Here is a 16723-nt window from a genome sequence, read left to right as displayed (position 1 = left end):
CGGCATGGATCTGTACGAACACCAGGCAAGGGAACTCTTCGCGGAACACGGCATCGCGGTGCCGGAAGCCGAGGTCGTGGCCACCGCCAAGGACGCCGGGGACGCCGCGCGGCGGCTCGGCGGGCGCGTGGTCGTCAAGGCCCAGGTGAAGACCGGAGGGCGCGGCAAGGCGGGCGGTGTGAAGCTCGCGGCCGACCCGGCGGCGGCCGAACTGACCGCACGCCAGATACTCGGCATGGACATCAAGGGCCATCCGGTCTCCACGGTGATGCTCGCCCAACCCGTCGCCATCGAGAGCGAGTTCTATGTGAGCTACGTGCTCGACCGGGCGGCCGGGACCTTCCTCGCCATCGCCTCGGCCGAGGGCGGCATGGAGATCGAGCAGGTCGCGGCCGTACGGCCGGAGGCGGTGGCCCGTATCCCCGTCGATCCGGCGGAAGGCGTCACCGAGGCGGTGGCCGCCCGGATCGCCGCGGCGGCCGGACTCCCGTTCGAGGCCGTCCCCGTACTCCGGGCGCTGTGGCGGGTACTGGTCCGCGAGGACGCCCTGCTGGTCGAGGTGAACCCGTTGGTACGCACCACGGAAGGGCTGATTATCGCCCTCGACGGCAAGGTCACCCTTGACGACAACGCCCTCTTCCGCCAGGCGCGTTGGGGGGAGGCCCCGGCCGGCCCCGGCACCGACCCGCTGGAGGCGCGGGCGGCGGCCAAGGGGCTCAACTACGTGAAGCTCGACGGCGAGGTCGGCATCATCGGCAACGGCGCGGGCCTCGTCATGTCCACCCTCGACGTGGTGGCCGGCTGCGGCGCCCGCCCCGCCAACTTCCTCGACATCGGGGGAGGGGCGTCCGCCCAGGTGATGGCGGACGGGCTGTCCGTCATCCTCTCCGACCCGGCCGTGAAATCCGTCTTCGTCAATGTCTTCGGCGGCATCACGGCCTGCGACGCGGTCGCCGACGGCATCGTACGGGCCCTGGAATCAGTGACGTTGACCCGGCCGCTCGTGGTCCGCCTCGACGGCAACAGCGCCGCTCGCGGCCGGGCGATCCTCGCGGAGCGCGCGCACCCGCTCGTACAGCAGGCCACCACCATGGACGGCGCGGCCCGGCAGGCCGCCGCGCTCGCGAACGCTGGATGAGGAGAGGAACACCATGGCCATCTTCCTGACCAAGGAGAGCAAGGTACTCGTCCAGGGCATGACCGGCGCCGAGGGTATGCGGCACACCCGGCGGATGCTCGCCGCGGGCACCGCGGTCGTCGGCGGCGTCAACCCGCGCAAGGCGGGCAGCCAGGTCGACCTCGACGGCGCCACCGTGCCCGTCTTCGGCTCCGTACGCGAGGGCATCGGGGCGACCGGCGCGGACGTCACCGTCGTCTTCGTCCCCCCGCAGTTCGCCAGGGCGGCCGTGACCGAGGCGGTGGACGCCGGGATCGGGCTCGCCGTCGTCATCACCGAGGGCATCCCCGTCCACGACGCGGTCGCCTTCACCGCGTACGCCAAGGAGCGCGCCACCCGGATCATCGGCCCCAACTGCCCCGGTCTGATCAGCCCAGGACAGTCCAACGCCGGGATCATCCCCGCGGACATCGCCACCAAGCCGGGCCGGATCGGACTCGTGTCGAAGTCCGGCACCCTCACCTACCAACTCATGTACGAACTGCGGGAGATCGGCTTCTCCTCGGCGGTCGGCATCGGTGGCGACCCCGTCGTGGGCACCAGTCACATCGACTGCCTCGCCGCCTTCGAGGACGACCCCGACACCGAACTCGTCGTCCTCATCGGCGAGATCGGCGGCGACGCGGAGGAACGCGCCGCCGCCTACGCCGCCGAGCGGGTGACCAAGCCGGTCATCGGCTACATCGCCGGCTTCACCGCGCCCGAGGGCAAGACCATGGGACACGCGGGCGCGATCGTCTCCGGCTCCTCCGGCACCGCGGAGGGCAAGCGCAAGGCCCTGGAGGCGGCCGGCATACGGGTCGGCTCGACCCCCTCCGAGACCGCGCGACTGGTCCTGGAACAGCTCGCGCCGTCAGGTGGCGTCACTCATACTTGACGGCGAGTGCGTGCCACCGCACCACCGGCTCACTACCGTCGAGTAACCGCGAGACGTCGCCCGACGGCCGGCCGGCGGTCCTGAACCGAGCCATGCACCTCCCGCCTCATCCGAGCGGAGACCCTCAATGGCACCCTCACTGATCCTCAAACCGGGCACAGCCTGGTCGGACGCCTGGGAGCGCGGCCTCGCCGCCGCGCCCGAGGCCTTCCACGACGACCGGGTACGCAACCTCTGGGCCGGGGCGTGGCGCTCCGACGGCCGCGCCCTGCCCGCCACCAGCCCCGTCGACGGCAGTCCGATCGCCGGCCCGCCCCGGCTGGACGGCGCGACCGCCCGGGAGGCGGTGCGCGCCGCGCTGGACGCCCACCGGGCCTGGCGCCACATCCCGCTGCCGGAGCGCGCCGCCCGCGTGAGCGCGACGCTCGACGCGCTCACCGAACACCGCGAACTGCTCGCCCTTCTCCTCGTCTGGGAGATCGGCAAACCCTGGCGCCTCGCCCAGGCCGACGTCGACCGTGCGATCGACGGCGTGCGCTGGTACGTGGACGGCGCCGGGCCGATCCTGGAAGGCCGTACCCCGCTGCCGGGGCCGGTCTCCAACATCGCGAGCTGGAACTACCCGATGTCCGTCCTCGTCCACGCCCTGCTGGTGCAGGCGCTGGCCGGGAACGCGGTCATCGCCAAGGCCCCCACCGACGGCGGTGTGGCCTGTCTGACCCTGGCCTGCGCGCTCGCCGCCCGCGAGGGCATCCCCGTCACCCTCGTCAGCGGCAGCGGCGGCGAACTCTCCGAGGCGCTGGTGCGCGCGCCCGAGATCGGCTGCGTCTCCTTCGTCGGCGGCCGGGACACCGGCGCCAGGATCGCCACCGCCGTCGCCGACCTCGGCAAACGCCATGTCCTCGAACAGGAGGGGCTCAACACCTGGGGCGTCTGGAACTGCACCGACTTCGCCGCCCTGACCGCCGTGATCCCCAAGCTCTTCGACTACGGGAAGCAGCGCTGCACGGCGTACCCGCGCTTCGTCGTCCAGCGCTCCCTCTTCGCGGACTTCCTCGCCGCGTACCTCCCCGCCGTACGCTCGATCCGGCTGGGCCACCCCCTCGCGGTCGAATCCCCGGACGACCCGCCGCCGGAGCTGGACTTCGGGCCGCTCATCAACGCCGCCAAGGCCAAGGAGCTGGCCGACCAGGTCACCGAGGCGATCGGCCGCGGCGCCGTACCGCTCCACCGGGGCGCCCTGGCGGACGCCCGCTTCCTCCCCGACCAGGACACCAGCGCGTATCTGGCCCCCGTCACCCTGCTCAACCCGCCCCCGTCCTCCCCGCTGCACCACGCGGAACCCTTCGGCCCGGTCGACACGATCGTCCTGGTCGACACGGAGGCGGAGCTGCTGGCCGCGATGAACGCCTCGAACGGCGCCCTGGTCGCGACCCTGTCCACCGACGACCCGGCGACGTACGCACGGCTGGCACCCCAGATCCGCGCCTTCAAGACCGGCCACGGGAAACCCCGCTCCCGGGGCGACCGCGACGAGCTGTTCGGCGGCTTCGGCCACTCCTGGCGCGGCGCCTTCGTCGGCGGCGAGCTCCTGGTCCGCGCCGTGACCGACGGCCCCCCGGACGAACGCCCGCCGGGCAACTTCCCCGACTACCACCTGATGCCATGACCACCCGGCGGTACGGCCCGTACGTATGCCGCGACAGTCCGTGCGCAGCCCCTCTGGGCAGCCCGATCGCGCACCGCTGACCACCGGATATACGGGTGAAGGGCACCTCGAACCCCTGGTATCGTTGTCTCTGTCGCCGCGGGGAGATCGCTGAGATCACCGCGGGTCGACCACTCGTCCGGGTGGCGGAATGGCAGACGCGCTAGCTTGAGGTGCTAGTGCCCTTTATCGGGCGTGGGGGTTCAAGTCCCCCCTCGGACACCACGGGTATTTCACGCAAGTGCCCAGGTTGGTTTTACGGAACTCCCAGCACGGACTCGTCCGGGCTGGGAGTTCTGCTGTGTCGGGGGCGACCCGTCAAGGAGACGCGTGCTCGTCCCCGGCCAGGTCCCCTCCGGGCGGGGTGACCGGCATGCCCTGGGCGATCAGCATTCCCCCGCCCTCAGGGAACTGATGTTGTCGTTCCGGTGGTACTTGGCGGTATTGCCCTGCCAGCTCCCCACCGCCCACGTGGCGCCCTTGTAGTTGTTGTCCAGGTACGTACAGAAGATCTGGCCGCTTCGGTTCCATACCGAGGAGATCTTGTCGTTCATCCCGAAGTCGCTGAGTTTCTTGACGCCGTTCTGGAAGCGCACCATCTTGCCCTTTCCGCCTTCGTGCTCCCAGGCGCAGAACCAGCCGGCCGGGCAGTCCGCGTACGTTCTGGCGGTGGTCGGAGACGCCTGGGCGGTGGGCATGGCTGCCATGGCGACCGCGGCGAGTCCCAGGGCCGCGCAGAGTGCTGCCTTCTTCATCTGTACTCGTTTCCTCGTGCTCCCGAAGGAGCGGTCCGGCCCTATGGGGCCCGGGTCTCAGGTGCGGGCGGTTGCCGGCGCCGGGTGGTGCGGGGTGCGGTGCGTGGAGTCGGTGTCCTCGCCGGTGGTACCGGTATTCGTGTTCCGCGTGATGCGCGCATGGGCGTCCTCTCCGTGGTACGCGGGGTCGCAACTGCCGCGTCGGGAACGGGCTTGCCGCCTCATGATGGGTCAACGGGGCAGGCGTATACGACATTTCGCGATGGTCCTACCAGAATCCGCCCAAAGTTTTCGAGTCGCGATCGCCCTTCTGGCGAACAGGAGGGCCTGCCGGTCCGCCGTCCCGTCGCCGGTAGGGCCGCAGAGCGGCCGACGGCTCCATCCCTGCGAGGGAAAGTCCTGTCCACTCTCTTGACGTGAGCCCGCCCGGGGTCGAAGGTGCTCGTTAATGCGCATTACTAATGCGCATTAACGAGCGATGGCGCCCCTCGGGCGGTCGTCCCGCGCGTCCCGAGAAGGAGTGCCGGTGGAGGAACCACGCAAGCGAGCCAGGCCGGGACGCGCCCCCGCGCCCCCGGGCCACCGCACCTCACGGCCGCGTCAGGCCGAGGTCGCGCGGCTGGCCGGAGTCTCGCAGGCCACGGTCTCGCTGGTGCTCGGCGGCAGGAAGCAGGGCGTGGCGATCTCGGCGGAGACCCGGCAGAAGGTCCTCGACGCGGCCCGGAGCCTCGGCTACGTGCCCGATCCGGTGGCCCGCAGGCTCGCCGCCGCGCGCAACGACCTGCTCGGCGTCTTCAGCTTCACCGCGACCTTTCCCACCGACGTGCAGCACTCGTACTACCCCTTCCTGGTCGGTGTGGAGCGGGAGGCCGCCGCCCGCGGCTACGACCTCGTGCTCTTCACCGGCTCCAGCTCCGGCGGCGCCGGGGCCGGCGGACCGGACGCGCTCAGCCGGGTCCGGCTCGCCGACGGCTGTCTCTTTCTTGGGCGGCACGTGCCCACCGAGGAGCTGCGGCGCCTGGTCGCGGACGGCTTTCCCGTCGTCCACCTGGGCCGCAGGGACGAACTGGAGGGCCTGGCCTGGGTCGGCGCCGACTATGTGAGCGCGAGCCACGAGGTCGTCACCCGGCTCGCCGCGCTGGGCCACCGGCGCCTCGTGCTGATCCGCGAGGACGACGACGCGCCCGCCTCCACCGACCGTGAACACGGCTTCCTCAAGGGACTGGAGAGCGCCGGACTGCCCGGGGGCCCCGACGCGGTCTTCCGTACCGCCGATCCCGCGCGCACCCTCACCCCCGAGCGGCTGCGGCGCTGGCTCGACGAGGGCGTGACCGCCTTCGTCGCCGAGGAGACCGACACCGGCAGCCCGTGGCGGGCCCTGCGCGCCGCCGTCCACGCGGCCGGTCTCGACTGCCCCGGCGAGCTGAGCCTCGCCCTGCTCGGCAGCCCGCCCGCCGACCTCGCGGCCCAGGAGGTCCCCACCGGCTTCGACATCCCCCGGCCCCAGCTCGGCGCCGCCGCCGTACGGCTGCTCGCCGCCCTGGTCGCGGGGGAGGAGGCCGAAGAACCCCTCGTCGTCTGCCCGTTCCGGGCCGGCGCCACGGCCGGAGCACCGCCCCACCGCGCCTGACCCGTACGACCGCCTTACCACGCACCACAAGGAGAACCGTGATCAGCCAACCCGACATCCTCGTCGTCGGCGGTGGACTCGGCGGCGTCGCCGCCGCCCTCGCCGCCTGCCGTGCCGGCCGTACGGTCGTCCTCACCGAGGAGACCGACTGGATCGGGGGCCAGCTCACCTCCCAGGCGGTCCCGCCGGACGAGCACCCATGGGTCGAGCAGTTCGGTGTCACCGCCTCCTACCGCGCGCTGCGCGCGGCGATCCGCGGCTACTACCGCGACTGGTACCCGCTGCGCGCCGAGGCCGCCGCCCTGCCCGCCCTCAACCCCGGTGCCGGCCGCGTCAGCAAGCTGTGCGCCGAGCCCCGCGTCGCGCTCGCCGCGCTGGAGGCACTGCTCGCCCCGCACCGCTCCGCCGGCCGGCTGACCCTGCTCACCGAACACCGGCCGGTGGCCGCCGAGACCGACGGCGACACCGTACGGTCCGTCACCCTGGAGGATCTGCGCGGCGGTGGCCGACGTACCTTCACCGCCTCCTACGTCCTCGACGCCACCGAGACGGGCGAGCTGCTGGAGCTGGCCGGGGTCGAGTACGCGCTGGGCGCCGAGTCCCGCGCCGAGTTCGGCGAACCGCACGCCCCCGAGCAGGCCGACCCGCTCAACCAGCAGGGCATCACCTTCTGCTTCGCCCTCTCCCACCACGAGGGGGAGGACCACACCATCGAGAGGCCCGCCGACTACGACTTCTGGCGTGCCTACACACCGGACTTCTGGCCCGGCCCGCTGCTCGGCTTCCTCGCCCCCGACCCGCGCTCGCTGGAGGCGGTGGCGCGCACCTTCGTACCGAACCCGGACATCGACCCGCTCGCCGTCAGCGCGGACCAGTCCGCCGACGCGGGCGACAAGGAACTCTTCGGCTTCCGCCGCATCCTGGCCAGGAAGCTCCACCGGGACGGGGCCTTCGACTCCGACATCACCCTCGTCAACTGGCCCCTCAACGACTACTGGCTCAAGCCGCTGATCGGCGCCGGCGAACAGACGGCGGCCGAAGCGGTCCGCGAGGCCCGGGAGTTGTCGCTGTCCGTCCTGTACTGGCTCCAGACCGAGGCCCCGCGCCCCGACGGCGGCACCGGCTTCCCCGGGCTGCGGCCCCGCCCCGACGTCATGGGCACCGAGGACGGCCTCGCCAAGGCCCCGTACGTACGTGAGTCCCGCCGGATCAAGGCCGTCACGACCGTCACCGAACACGACGTGGCGATCGACCTCGTCGGCCCCACCGGCGGCACCCGCCACCGGGATTCGGTCGGCGTCGGCAGCTACCGCATCGACCTGCACCCCTCCACCGGCGGCGACAACTACATCGACATTGGCTCCGTACCGTTCGAGATCCCGCTCGGCGCACTGATCCCGCGCCGTACGCGCAACCTGCTGCCCGCCGCGAAGAACATCGGCACCACCCACATCACCAACGGCTGCTACCGGCTGCACCCCGTGGAGTGGAACATCGGCGAGGTCGCCGGCGCGCTCGCCGCCCACTGCCTCGACGAGGGCGTCGAACCGTACGAGGTGCAGGCCGAGGAGAAGCGCTTCGACACCTTCGCCGCCCTGCTGGAGCGGGCCGGAGTCGAACGCCACTGGCCGCGGGTGCGCGGCTACTGAACCCCACCGGAGACCGGGAAGCAGCACGGCGCGCCCGGTCTCCCGAGGGCGGGACGGCCGGACGGGAGCAGCTCCACCTGCCCCGCCCGGCCCACCGCCCGCGTCAGCGCCGACCCAGCACAAGGAGGTGCCCGGACATGAACACCCACCGCATACGCGTCGGCATCGACGTGGGCGGGACCTTCACCGACGCCGTGGCCGTGGACGCCACGACCCTCGACCTGCTCGGGCAGGTGAAGGTTCCCACCAGCCACCATCATCAGGACGGGGTCGCCCACGGCATCGTGGAAGCACTCGACCGCCTGCTGGACCAGACCGGACACGCCCCTGAGGACGTCGCCTTTCTGGCCCACGGCACCACCCAGGCTACCAACGCCCTGCTGGAGGGCGACGTGGCCACCGTCGGACTGCTCGGCATCGGCACCGGAGCCGGGGCGGCCTTCACCCGCCGCCTCGCCTCCCTCGCCAAGCTCGAACTCTCGCCCGGCAAGCGGCTCCCGCTGACCTACGCGCACATCGCCGACCCCGGGGACCGGGCCGCCGTCGAGTCCGCAGTCGACGCGGCGGCCCGCGACGGCGCCCAGGTCCTGGTAGCCACGCAGCCGTTCAGTGTGGACCGCCCCGAAGGGGAGGACGCGGTGCGCGAGGTGGCCGCCGAGCGCGGTCTGCCGATGACCGCCGCCCACGACATCACCTCGCTGTACGGCCTCCAGAAGCGCAGCCGCACCGCCGTCGTCAACGCCGCGATCCTGCCGAAGATGTTCGCCACCGCCGACCTCGTGGACGCCTCCATCACCAAGGCCGGTGTCACCGCCCCGCTCATGGTGATGCGGTGCGACGGCGGCGTCATGTCCCTCGACGAGATGCGCCGCCGGCCCCTGCTGACCGTGCTGTCGGGCCCCGCGGCCGGCGTCGCCGGGGCGCTGATGCAAGAGCGCGTCAGCGAGGGCGTCTTCCTGGAGACCGGCGGCACCTCCACCGACATCAGCGTCGTACGCCGGGGCAGGGTCGCCGTGCGCCACGCGACCCTCCTCGGTAGATCCTCCTACCTCTCCGCCCTCGACGTACGCACCGTCGGCGTCGGCGGCGGCTCGATGATCCGGGTCGGCGGCGGGAAGGTCACCACCGTCGGCCCGCGCAGCGCGCACATCGCCGCACTGCCCTACGCCTGCTTCGCCTCCGCCGACGACCTCGCCGGCGCACGGCTCGCCACCGTCAGCCCGCTGCCCGAGGACGCCGCGGACCATGTCGTGCTCGACGCCGCGGGCGGCCGTTACGCGCTCACCCTGACCTGCGCCGCCAACGCCCTGGGCCGGGTCCCCGAGGGCGACTTCGCGCGCGCGGACCGCGAGGTGGCCCGCGTCGCGCTCGCCCCGCTGGCCGCCGCGCTCGGCACCGACGTCGACACCGCCGCCACCCAGGTGCTGGACGCCGCGATCGCCCAGGTCGCAACCGTCGTCGACACCATGATCGACGACTACCGCCTCGACAAGGACACCGTCCAGCTCGTCGGCGGAGGGGGCGGCGCCGCCGCCGTCACCCCGCACCTGGCCGCCACCACCGGCCGCGAGGGCCGTATCGCCGCGCACAGCGAGGTCATCAGCCCCATCGGGGTCGCCCTCGCCCTCGTCCGCGAACAGGTCGAGCGGATCATCCCCGGCGCCGGCCAGGAGGACATCCTCGCGGTGCGCTCCGAGGCCGAACGGGCCGTCGTCGCCCAGGGCGCCGTCGCCGACGCCGTCGAGGTGGAGGTCACCGTCGACCCGCAGACCAACACCGTGCGCGCCGTCGCCACGGGCGCCACCGAACTGCGCACCCAGGACCGCGCCCACCGCGCCGACGACGCCGAACGGCTGCGGCTGGCCGCCGCGAGCCTCAAGGTCCCCGAGGGCCGGGTCGACATCCTCGCGGGCACCCCCGCCTACACCGTCTACGGCACCGAACTGCGCCGCAGACTGCGCCGCGTACGCCGGCCCGTGCGCGTGGTCGACGCCGACGGCGTGGTCCGGCTGCACGCCCCCGACGCACGGGTGAGCACCACCACCGTCGCCTCCGCGCAGGGGACCCTCGCCGCGCTCGTCGGCGAGGCCACCGCCTACGGCGACGGCGGGGTACGCGCCCCCGCGCTGCGGCTGCTCATAGGCTCCCGCATCGCCGACCTCTCCGGGGTGCTCGACCCGGGGCCCCTGCTGGCGCTGGCCCGCACCGAGATGGAGGGCCGTCCCGGCGACGAGCCCGTCGTCGCCATCGTGGAGGAGCGGTCATGACCCGTCCCACCGCCACCGCGCGCCCCACGGCCACTGCCCGCCCCACCGCCACCACCGCGCGGGCCGCCGGCCTCGCCGCCGTCGACGACATCGAGTACGGCGCGCGCTTCCTCGGCTCCCTCTCGCTGCACGAGGGCCGCGACCCCGCACTGCTGCGCCACTGGGCCGCCACCGCCGCCGCGTTCGGCGCCGCCCTCACCCCCGCGGGGACGCCCGCACCACCGCGGATCGTGGAGCGCGACGGCGGCCTGGAGCGCGGGCTCCTCGCCCGCTACACCTCCCGGCCCCCCACCGTCGAGCTGTACACGGACTCCGTCGCCGCGGCGGAGCGCCTGGTGACCACCCACGGCTGGCGGGAGTGGTTCCCGGCCGGCTCGGTCCGCGCCGCCGCCCTCGCCCACGAGAGCGTCCACGAACGGCTGCACCACGGTCCCGGGCGCACCGCGCTCAAGGAAGCCCTCGGCCACACCGCGCTGCGCCTCGGGCGCCTGCGGGTCCTCGCCCATGTCGCGGGCGCCGACGAACTCGCCGCGCACGCCTACGCGCAATCCGTCTGCGGCCTGGGCCGCAGTCCGCTCCTGCTGTCCGCCGCCCTGGCCGCGTCCGCCGCCCCGGCAAGAGAGAAGTAAGTCATGGGCATCGTCATCCTGATCATCATGGCGGCCGGTGTCGCCGCGATGCTCACCAAGAAACTCCCCACCGCCTTCGCGCTCGTCCTGCTCGGCGTGGTCATCGCCTTTGTCTCGGGCGCCCCGGTCACCGGCGAGAACAGCGTCTTCGACACGGTCCTCCAAGAGGGCGCCCCCATGCTCGCCGCGACGATGATCGCGATCCTGCTGGGCTCCTGGCTGGGGAAGCTGCTCGACGAGACCGGCATCGCCGGCACCCTCGTCCGCAAGATCGTCGAGTTCGGCGGCGACCGGCCCACGGTCGTCGCGCTCGGCGTGCTGATGGTCTCGACCCTCATCGGCACCGTGACCGGCTCCGCGCCCGCCGCGATGCTCGCCGGCATCATCGGCATCCCCGCCATGATCGCCGTCGGCATCCCCAAGGTGACCGCCGCCGGGACGATCCTCATGGGCATCGCCGCCGGAATACCCTTCGAGCTGCCGGTGTGGCAGTTCTTCTCCAGCGCCCTCGACCTGCCGGTCCCCGAGGTGCGCGACTTCATGATCAAGCTCTTCCCGTTCGCGCTGACCGGCGCCGTCCTGTTCGTGCTCGTCGAGTCCCGCAGGCGCGGGGTCGAACACGCCTGGGCCTTCCGTACGGAGGAGCCGCGCACCCGGGCCGGAAAGCGGCGCGCCCTCCTCGGCGACGCCCCGTGGTACGCGCTGCTCACCCCGGCCGTCCCCCTCGTCCTGGCCCTCGGGTTCGAGATCGCGATCATCCCCTCGCTGCTCGCCGGGGTCCTCTACGCGCTCGTGACGACCACCCGCCCACGCGACATGAACCGCCGGCTGCTGCGCACCCTGTACAACGGCTTCGAGGTGGCCGCGGCGCCCATCACTCTGTTCGTGGCCATCGGCATCCTGCTCGCGGCGGTCAAGCTCCCCGGTGCCGTGAACGCACTCGAACCCCTGGTCAAGGCGGTCAGCCCGCAGAACCCGGTGCTGTTCGTCGTGGTCTTCACGGCGCTGGTGCCGCTGTGCCTGTACCGCGGACCGCTCAACGTGTACGGCCTCGGCGCCGGCATCGCGGGCGTCCTCATCGCCGCAGGGATCTACCCGGCCGTCGCCGTCCTCGGGCTCACCGCCTCCTACAACCAGGTGTTCGGCGTCGCCGACCCCACCAGCACCCAGACCGTGTGGAGCGCGCAGTACGCGGGGGTCGGCCCCCAGCAGGTGATGGCGCGCACCCTGCCCTACGTCTGGTTCGTCGCCCTCGGCGGTTTCTGCGTCACCGCGGCCACCGCCCTCTGACCGCTCATCCCCGGCACGGACAACGTCACCCCCATCGGGACGGAGTACTTCATGCACGAGACACCCCACCCCAGCCGCCGCATCCTCCTCACATCGGTCGGCGCGACCGCGGCGGCGCTCGCCGTCGGCTCCACGGCTTCCTCGGCGCCGGCCGCCGCCTCCACGGCCGCACCGGCCGCGGCGCCCGGCGGTTTCCCCGACTACCGCTACGTCAAGACCCTGCTGAAGCCCTCACAGCTCAGGTACAACCCCACCGGCGAGATCATCTTCCCGTGCATCCGCGGCACCGCGGGACGGCTCTCCGCACCGCTGGGCCGCTACTACCTCTACTACGCGCCGCACGACGCGCCCGGCGGGATCTGCCTCGCCTACGGGGACCACATAGAAGGGCCGTTCACCGAGTACCCGCGCAACCCGCTCGTCGCCAACGTCTGGCAGCCGCACTACTCCGTGAGCCATGTGTCCTCCCCGCACGTGATGTGGAACGAGAGCGCCAAGGAGATGTGGCTCTACTTCCACGGCGAGAACACCACGACGCGACTGGCCCGGTCCAAGGACGGCATCAACTTCACCTACGACAAGACGGTCCTCACCACGTCGATGCTGCCCGCGGGCACCACGGAGACCTCGTACGCCCGGGTCTTCCCGCACGAACTGCCCGCGAAGAACGCCCACTACGTGATGCTCTTCATGCTGAACAACCGGACCAACCACCGGGACATCCACTGGGGCTGGTCGGCCGACGGCCGTACCTGGACCTTCGACCAGAAGGCGCTCGTCAGCCACACCGACGTGTCGGCCGTCAACATCGGCGGCCCGCACCTGCTGACCCGTAACGGCAGCGCCTACGTCGTCTACAACAAGGACAAGTCGAGCGGCGGCGACCTCATGATCACCGAGGTCGGGAAGGACTTCACGCTCCGCCGCCACCTCGGCCGCTTCTACGACTCCGGGAACGGCGCCCCCGACAACGGCCGCAGCGCCGCCCCCAGTTTCGGCACCGAAGGGGGCGTGCCCTACATGGTGTACGAGGCGGGGGAACGCCTCCAGGGCAGCATCGCGGTCGCCAGGGGCTGACCGCCGCGCGGCCCCTTCCCGCACCGGAGCGACCCGATGCCGTGCGTACGGGCTGCTCCGGTGCGGGCCGCTGCCGGCTCCGGCCGGACCGGGCGGCCGGGTCAGGCGGCGGGGACGGGCAGCAGCCGGCAGGCGTCCCCGTGCCTGATCACGCGGCCCGCGGTGGGCGGCGTGAGGGTGCAGCCACTCCTGACCGGTCACCACCTCGGGGGTGGCGTCGGGCAGCAGCCACTGTCCGGTCACGGGCGGCAGGGGGGCCTCGTCGACGCGGTGGACGGTGACGTCGCCCACGGTCCAGGAGGGGAGAGGGGATGCCCGTGACCGCGGGCCTCAAGTCCCCCGGGTACGGCGACGCCTGAGGCGGCGCCGCCACGCGTACGGGGCCGGCTCAGCTCTCCGGGCGCGGCAGACCGCGCTCGTACGCCTCGGCCGGCCGCCGCGTCCTCGCGGGGGCCGCGGTCGTGCCGCGGACCATCAGGCGCGGCGTCAGGACGATCTCGCGCGGGACCGAGCGCCCGCCGTCCAGCCGCTCCACCGCCGCCGCCACGGCGTGGCGTGCCTGTTCCTCCGGGCTCTGGCTGACGGTGGTGAGGTCGAAACTGGCGAGCCGGGACAGGACGCTGTCGTCGTAGCCGACGACCGAGAGGGTGTCCGGTACGGAGACGCCCGCCTGACCGAGGGTGCTCAGCACGCCCACCGCGCACCGGTCGTTGCACGCGATGACCGCGCTCGGCAGCGCGTCCTCCGCGAGCAGCCGCTCCGCCGCCCGCGCCCCGGCCTCCTCGGTGTGGTGGCCCGGGAGCACCCTGATCCGGTCGGTGAGCCGGTGGGCGCGCATGGCGGTGCGGTAGCCGCGGCGCCGGTCCGCCGCGATGCTGCCCTTGCCCCCGTCGATGAAGGCGATGTCGCGGTGGCCCAGCTCCACCAGATGGGCCACCGCCCGGCCCAGCCCCTCGTCGTCCGAGGCGCGTACGACGTCCAGGTCGGCCGCCGGGATCCGCCGCCCGACGGAGATCACCGGCAGCCGGCGGTCGAGCGAGGTCAGCCGCGCGGCGGGTATCTCGGTGCCGAGCAGGACCAGCGCCTCGGCGCGGAAGTCGAGCAGGGTCTCCACGGCCTGACCCTCGTCGCGGATGCGCGTCAGCGTGGAGAGCGCCAGGTCGTACCCGACCTCCTCGGCCGCGACGTACAGGTTCTCGACCAGTTCGGCGTGGAAGCTGTTGCGGATGTCGAAGGTGACGCCGAGCACGCGGCTGCGCCGGCGCGCGAGGAGGCTGGCCGTGCGGTCGGGGCGGTAGCCGATCCGGGCGGCGGCTTCGAGGACCCGCTCGCGGGTCCCCGCACTGGGGCCCGGGGCGTTCCTGAGGACCAGTGAGACCGACGCCGGTGAGAGTCCGACCAGCGCGGCGACGTCCTCCAGCCGCGGGCGGCGGTTCCGCGCGCCGCCGTCGGTCTCTGCGCTGTCCCGGCCGTCGGAGCCCGGTCTCTTCACTGGCTGACCCTCCAAGGCCGTCCGGTCGTTCTGTGCGACACCCCTTGACACCCCGTGGTGACCCGGCCGATAGTACCAGCGACTTAAAGCGCTTTAAAAACACTCGGTGAACGAGTGACGAAGGAGGATTCCATGTCCACATCGTCGATCGGGGTGGCAGTCATCGGAGCCGGGATGGCCGGCCGGGCGCACCTCAACGGGTACCGCACGGCGTCGACCCTCTTCGACCCCGACCTGCCCGAGGTACGGCTCGTCGCCGTCGCCGACGCCCATGAGCCGTTCGCCCTCGACGCCGCCCGCCGGTACGGCTACCAGCGCGCCGAGACCGACTGGCGGGCGATCGCCGCCGCGCCGGACATCGACGCCGTGAGCGTCGTGGTCGCCAACCCGCTGCACCGCGAGATCGTCGAGGGACTGCTCGCGGCCGGAAAGCATGTGCTGTGCGAGAAGCCGCTGGCGCCGAGCACGGCCGACGCGCAGGCCATGGTCGACGCCGCGGCGCGGACGGACCGTGTGGCCGCCGTCGGCTTCACCTTCCGCCGCTCGCCCGCGATCAACGCGATCCGGGAGCAGATCACCGAGGGCGGCCTCGGCCAGGTGCGCCACTTCAACGGCCACTACTGGTGCGACTACGGGCACAACCCCGACGCCCCCATGAGCTGGCGCTACCGGGGCGGACCCGGCTCCGGCGCGCTCGCCGACATCGGCAGCCACCTCGTCGACCTCGGCGAATTCCTGTGCGGACCTGTCGAGAGCGTGCGCGGTACGGTTCTGACCACCGTGGTCCCCGACCGGCCGACCCCGCTGGGCACCGCCGTGGGCCACTCCGCCGACGTCCAGGTCAGCGACGAGCGGGTGCCGGTCGAGAACGAGGACATCGCGACCTTCACCCTGAATTTCCGCAGCGGCACCGTCGGCACCATCTCCGTCTCCCGGGTCGCCTACGGCCTCGCCAACTCCCTCGGGTTCGAGGTCTTCTGTGACGGCGGGGCCGCCGCGTTCGACCTGGTGCGTCCCGGTGAGTTCACCATCGCCGACGCCTCCCCGGCCGGGCCCGTCAACGGATACCGGCAGGTCCTGATCGGCCCCGACCACCCGTACATCGCGCGGGGGCTGCCCATGGACTTCCCGAGCGTGGGCCACGGGCAGAACGAGTTCTTCGCCTTCCAGGCGCGGGCGTTCCTCGATCAGATCGCCGGTCTCGACCGGCTGCCGCACTGCCCTCCGCTCGCCCACGGGCTGCACAATCTCCGGGTCCTCGACGCGGCCGTGGCCGCCGCGAACGCGGACGGCAAGAGCGTCACGGTCGGGTAGCCCCTTTCTCCTGGCCCCTTCCCCGTGCGGCGACGGTGATGATCTCCGGGCCGGTCCCGGTCAGCGGCTGCCGGAGCCAGTCACCGTACTGGGCCTCCACGGTGAGCCCCGCGCCCGCCAGGAACGACGTCACCTCGTCCGCGCCGAGGAAGCGCAGGGTGGAGCGGCTCAGCCTGGGGCCGTCCCAGCCGGGGCTGGTGTAGCGGGTGGTGAAGCTGACCCTGTCCCCGCCGTCGTACGGATCGGCCTCGTTGGCGACCCGTACGACGGCACCCGTGGCGTCGACGACCTCGACGGCGCGGTCCGGGGTCCATTCGCCCCAGGCGCGCGCCGCCGGGTCGCGGGTCTCGAAGACGAAGCGGCCCTCGTCGGTGAGGGCGGCCCTGACCGCCGCGAACGTGCCCCGTACCTCCTCGTCCTCCAGGAGGACCTGGAAGGCGTGCCCGGTCATCACGACCAGGTCGAACGCGCGGTCCCAGTGGGTGGTGGAGAGATCGCCGAGGATCCACTCGACGTCCGTCCGGCGACGGGCCTGCTCCAGCATGCCGTCCGCCGGGTCGAGACCGCACAGCCGCCCCGGGTGCCCCGCCGCGCGGGCCTGGTGCAGCAAGTCGCCCGTACCGCAGCCGACATCGAGTACGGAGCGCGCCGACATCACCAGCGGCAGATAGAACGCGAAGTCGGGGCGGCCCGCGCAGACCGCGTCGTACAGCGCGGCCAGATCCCGGTCGGAGAAGAGTCGGTCGACCATGGAGCCTGTATACCCTGGGTACCCGGCCGGTAATGTGGGATTTTCCCAGGGGCATCACGTGGAGGTGACGGCCCTGGCGGCCCTGACGGCATGGGAACGGCCCCGTG

13 protein-coding genes, 1 tRNA gene and 1 pseudogene are annotated in these 16723 nt (G+C 72.6%); 11 read left to right on the top strand and 4 right to left on the bottom strand.

Features of this window, described 5'->3' with window-relative positions:
* The first annotated feature begins 4 nt into the window (after positions 1–4).
* From sucC to ACIBJC_RS03805, 4 genes are all read left to right on the top strand, one after another.
* Complete coding sequence (gene sucC, locus ACIBJC_RS03820) at positions 5–1138, top strand: ADP-forming succinate--CoA ligase subunit beta (RefSeq protein WP_399287277.1); 1134 nt, start codon at positions 5–7, stop codon at positions 1136–1138.
* Positions 1139–1151: 13 nt separating this feature from the next.
* Complete coding sequence (sucD, locus tag ACIBJC_RS03815) at positions 1152–2054, top strand: succinate--CoA ligase subunit alpha (protein WP_399287274.1); 903 nt, start codon at positions 1152–1154, stop codon at positions 2052–2054.
* Positions 2055–2181: 127 nt separating this feature from the next.
* Positions 2182–3723, top strand: coding sequence for an aldehyde dehydrogenase family protein (locus ACIBJC_RS03810; protein WP_399287271.1), 1542 nt, complete (start codon positions 2182–2184; stop codon positions 3721–3723).
* Positions 3724–3899: 176 nt separating this feature from the next.
* Positions 3900–3987, top strand: a tRNA-Leu gene (locus ACIBJC_RS03805).
* A 161-nt stretch (positions 3988–4148) separates the two neighbouring features.
* On the opposite strand, the gene ACIBJC_RS03800 is transcribed toward ACIBJC_RS03805, so the two are convergent.
* Positions 4149–4517 carry a peptidase inhibitor family I36 protein gene (locus ACIBJC_RS03800; RefSeq protein ID WP_399287268.1) on the bottom strand — a complete coding sequence of 123 codons (369 nt, stop codon included), beginning with the start codon at positions 4515–4517 and terminating at the stop codon, positions 4149–4151.
* A gap of 526 nt (positions 4518–5043) precedes the next feature.
* Between ACIBJC_RS03800 and ACIBJC_RS03795 the strand changes: the two genes are divergently transcribed.
* From ACIBJC_RS03795 to ACIBJC_RS03770, 6 genes are all read left to right on the top strand, one after another.
* Complete coding sequence (locus ACIBJC_RS03795; RefSeq protein ID WP_399287265.1) at positions 5044–6147, top strand: LacI family DNA-binding transcriptional regulator; 1104 nt, start codon at positions 5044–5046, stop codon at positions 6145–6147.
* 38 nt (positions 6148–6185) lie between these two features.
* A complete protein-coding gene (locus ACIBJC_RS03790) occupies positions 6186–7796 on the top strand; it encodes an FAD-dependent oxidoreductase (protein ID WP_399287263.1) in 1611 nt (536 codons plus the stop codon).
* 137 nt (positions 7797–7933) lie between these two features.
* A complete protein-coding gene (locus ACIBJC_RS03785; protein WP_399287261.1) occupies positions 7934–10063 on the top strand; it encodes a hydantoinase/oxoprolinase family protein in 2130 nt (709 codons plus the stop codon).
* Entirely contained in the window at positions 10060–10692 is a 633-nt protein-coding gene (locus tag ACIBJC_RS03780) for a hypothetical protein (protein WP_399287258.1), read from the top strand. The genes ACIBJC_RS03785 and ACIBJC_RS03780 overlap by 4 nt, the downstream gene beginning before the upstream one ends.
* A gap of 3 nt (positions 10693–10695) precedes the next feature.
* On the top strand, positions 10696–11982 hold the full coding sequence (locus ACIBJC_RS03775) for a transporter (RefSeq protein ID WP_399287255.1): 1287 nt from the start codon (positions 10696–10698) through the stop codon (positions 11980–11982).
* Between the two features lie 51 nt (positions 11983–12033).
* Positions 12034–13059: a hypothetical protein gene (locus ACIBJC_RS03770; RefSeq protein WP_399287252.1), complete on the top strand. Its 1026-nt coding sequence runs from the start codon at positions 12034–12036 to the stop codon at positions 13057–13059.
* A gap of 165 nt (positions 13060–13224) precedes the next feature.
* Here the strand turns inward: ACIBJC_RS03770 and ACIBJC_RS03765 are convergent.
* Both ACIBJC_RS03765 and ACIBJC_RS03760 read right to left on the bottom strand, forming a co-directional pair.
* Positions 13225–13350: pseudogene (locus tag ACIBJC_RS03765) on the bottom strand (MBL fold metallo-hydrolase); the annotation flags it as partial.
* Positions 13351–13447: 97 nt separating this feature from the next.
* A complete protein-coding gene (locus tag ACIBJC_RS03760) occupies positions 13448–14551 on the bottom strand; it encodes a LacI family DNA-binding transcriptional regulator (RefSeq protein ID WP_399287250.1) in 1104 nt (367 codons plus the stop codon).
* Positions 14552–14683: 132 nt separating this feature from the next.
* Between ACIBJC_RS03760 and ACIBJC_RS03755 the strand changes: the two genes are divergently transcribed.
* On the top strand, positions 14684–15865 hold the full coding sequence (locus ACIBJC_RS03755; RefSeq protein WP_399287248.1) for a Gfo/Idh/MocA family protein: 1182 nt from the start codon (positions 14684–14686) through the stop codon (positions 15863–15865).
* On the opposite strand, the gene ACIBJC_RS03750 is transcribed toward ACIBJC_RS03755, so the two are convergent.
* Positions 15852–16616, bottom strand: coding sequence for a class I SAM-dependent methyltransferase (locus tag ACIBJC_RS03750; RefSeq protein WP_399287245.1), 765 nt, complete (start codon positions 16614–16616; stop codon positions 15852–15854). The two genes, ACIBJC_RS03755 and ACIBJC_RS03750, sit on opposite strands and share 14 nt — an antisense overlap.
* Positions 16617–16723 lie beyond the last annotated feature (107 nt).

Source organism: Streptomyces sp. NPDC050509 (assembly GCF_044457965.1).
Taxonomy (GTDB): domain Bacteria; phylum Actinomycetota; class Actinomycetes; order Streptomycetales; family Streptomycetaceae; genus Streptomyces.
Note: the sequence above shows the minus strand (reverse complement) of the source record. Positions and strands in the feature narration are given on the sequence as shown.